Origin of the sequence: Streptomyces nanshensis, assembly GCF_001751255.1 — a bacterium.
Taxonomy (GTDB): domain Bacteria; phylum Actinomycetota; class Actinomycetes; order Streptomycetales; family Streptomycetaceae; genus Streptomyces; species Streptomyces nanshensis_A.
In genome coordinates, this window is the sequence record NZ_LJGW01000614.1 from 1 (window position 1) to 2681 (window position 2681).

General features: G+C 72.3%; 1 protein-coding gene and 1 pseudogene. Both read left to right on the top strand.

The window, feature by feature from the left end:
* The first annotated feature begins 255 nt into the window (after positions 1-255).
* A complete protein-coding gene (locus AN218_RS30270) occupies positions 256-2373 on the top strand; it encodes an NHLP family bacteriocin export ABC transporter peptidase/permease/ATPase subunit (RefSeq protein ID WP_420856036.1) in 2118 nt (705 codons plus the stop codon).
* A gap of 1 nt (position 2374) precedes the next feature.
* A pseudogene (locus AN218_RS30275) lies at positions 2375-2681 on the top strand (hypothetical protein); the annotation flags it as partial.

Consider the following 2681-nt stretch of genomic DNA (forward strand, 5'->3'; position numbering starts at 1 on the left):
GCCGACGCCACGGGGCCCGCCGACGAGAGCACGGCCGAGAGCGCCGTCGAGACCACCGCCGGTACGGACCGCCTGCCGCCGCCCGGCAGCAGGCGCCGCCACCGCACCGGCAACGGCAGCGGTAACAGCGGCGGCGGCGCGAAGGGCGGCGCCAAGAGCAGCGGCAAGCACCGTACGGGCGCGGGCCGTTCCGCCGCGCCGCAGCAGATACCGAGGCCCAAGTACAAGGCCATACGCACCCCGACGGTGCTCCAGATGGAGGCCGTGGAGTGCGGCGCCGCCGCGCTGTCCATGGTCCTGGGCCACTTCGGACGGCACGTGCCGCTGGAGGAGCTGCGCATCGCCTGCGGCGTCTCCCGCGACGGCTCGCGCGCCAGCAACCTCCTGAAGGCCGCCCGCAGTTACGGCCTGACGGCCAAGGGCATGCAGATGGAGCCCGCGGCGCTCGCGGAGGTGCCCGCGCCCGCGATCCTGTTCTGGGAGTTCAACCACTACGTCGTCTACGAGGGGATCGGACGCCGCCTCGGCCGGCGCGGCGTGTTCCTCAACGACCCCGACAAGGGCCGCCGTTTCGTCCCCCTGGAGGACTTCGACACCAGCTTCACCGGCGTCGTCCTCACCTTCGAACCGGGCGAGGACTTCCGCCGCGGCGGCAAGCGCCCCGGCTTCATGAGCGCCATGCCGGCGCGGCTGCGCCGCACCACCGGCACGATGCTCGCCGCGCTGCTGGCCAGCCTGCTGCTCGTCGGCGTGGGCGCGGCGGTGCCGGCGCTGAGCCGTACGTACATCGACATGTTCCTGATCGGGGACCAGACCTCGCTGCTGGGCGTGCTGTTCGCCTCGATGGGCGCGATGGTGGTGCTCACCGCCGTACTGACCGCGCTCCAGCAGGCGAACCTGCTGCGCGGGCGCATCATCTCCTCGACGCTCAGCAGCGCGCGCTTCTTCCGCCATCTGCTGCGGCTCCCGGTGACGTTCTTCGCGCAGCGCAGCCCGGCCGACCTCGTACAGCGCCTCCAGTCCAACGACACCGTGGCCGAGACGCTCTCCCGGGACCTGGCCGCGGCGGGCGTGGACGCCGTCGTCGTGATCCTCTACGCCGTGCTGCTGTGGACGTACGACCCCCAACTCACCCTCATCGGCGTGCTGATCGCGCTGCTGAACCTCGTCGCGATGCGGGTGGTGATCCGGATGCGGGCCACCGGCACACAGAAGCTGCGCGCCGACACCGCACGCCTGACCAACACCTCGTACACCGGCCTGCAGTTGATCGAGACGATGAAGGCCACCGGCGGCGAGAACGGCTACTTCCGCCGCTGGGCTGGCCAGCACGCCACGACCCTGGAGGAGCAGCAGAAACTCGGGGTGCCCACGGCCTGGCTCGCCGTCGTCGCGCCCACGCTCGCGACGCTCAACAGCGCCATGATCCTGCTGATCGGCGGCATGCGCGCGGTCGAGGGCCATATCTCGATCGGTCTGCTGGTGGCCTTCCAGGCGCTCGTCACGCGCTTCACCGCGCCCATCACACGGCTGAACGGAGTCGCCGGACGCATCCAGGACTTCGCCGCCGACGTGGCCCGGCTGAAGGACGTGGAGAACTTCCCCGTCGACACCCTCTATTCGCGCCGTGAGCCCGTCGCGGACACCCGCCGCCTCAAGGGCCATGTGTCGCTGGAGAACATCACGTTCGGCTACAGCCCGCTGGACAAGCCGCTGCTGACGGACTTCTCGCTGTCGGTCGGGCCGGGGCAGCAGGTCGCGCTCGTCGGCGGCTCCGGCAGCGGCAAGTCCACGGTCTCCAGGCTGATTTCGGGCCTCTACAGCCCCTGGGAGGGTGTGATCCGCGTCGACGGGCAGCGGCTGGAGGACGTCTCGCGCAGCGCGCTGGCCGCCTCCGTCTCCTTCGTCGACCAGGACGTCTTCCTCTTCGAGGGGACGGTACGGGACAACGTCGCGCTGTGGGATCCGTCGATCCCGGACGAGGCGGTCACGGCGGCGCTGCGGGACGCGGCCGTGCTGGACGACTTCACGGGGCGGCCCGGCGGCATCCACAGCCGCGTCGAGCAGGACGGCCGCAATCTCTCCGGCGGGCAGCGGCAGCGCCTGGAGGTCGCCCGCGCGCTGGTGCGGCGGCCCAGCATCCTCGTACTGGACGAGGTCACCAGCGCGCTCGACGCCCAGACCGAACAGGTCATCATCGACAACCTGCGGCGGCGCGGCTGCGCGTGCGTGGTCATCGCACACCGGCTGAGCACGGTCCGCGACAGCGACGAGATCGTCATGCTGGACCACGGCAGCGTCGTCGAACGCGGGCGCCACGAGGAGCTGGTGGCCCGCGGCGGGCCCTACGCCGAACTGGTCAAGGAGCACTGACGTGGCATCCGTCGACGGCTCCGCGGGAGCACCGCGGGAGCGCGCGCAGGACACCGGCGGCGACGGGACCGGCGGGCAGTGGGACACGAGCCGATGGGAGACCGGCCAGTGGGACACGCGCCCGGCGGAGCCCGGGCCGTCGGACACGGGCCAGTGGGACACCGGTCAGTGGGAGACGGGGGCGTACGGGACCGCGGGCGCGGCGCACGGTACGGGTCCGGGCACGCCCCCGGGCGCGGGCATACCGCAGGGCGCGGGCGCCCCGGTGCCGGGGCAGGGCGGAAGCCCGCAGCAGGGACCGGTGCCGG

What these genes read in the sequence shown, in the direction of transcription:
- AN218_RS30270 (WP_420856036.1), top strand. Translation starts at nt 256, where the DNA reads ATGGAGGCCGTGGAGTGCGGCGCCGCCGCGCTGTCCATGGTCCTGGGC.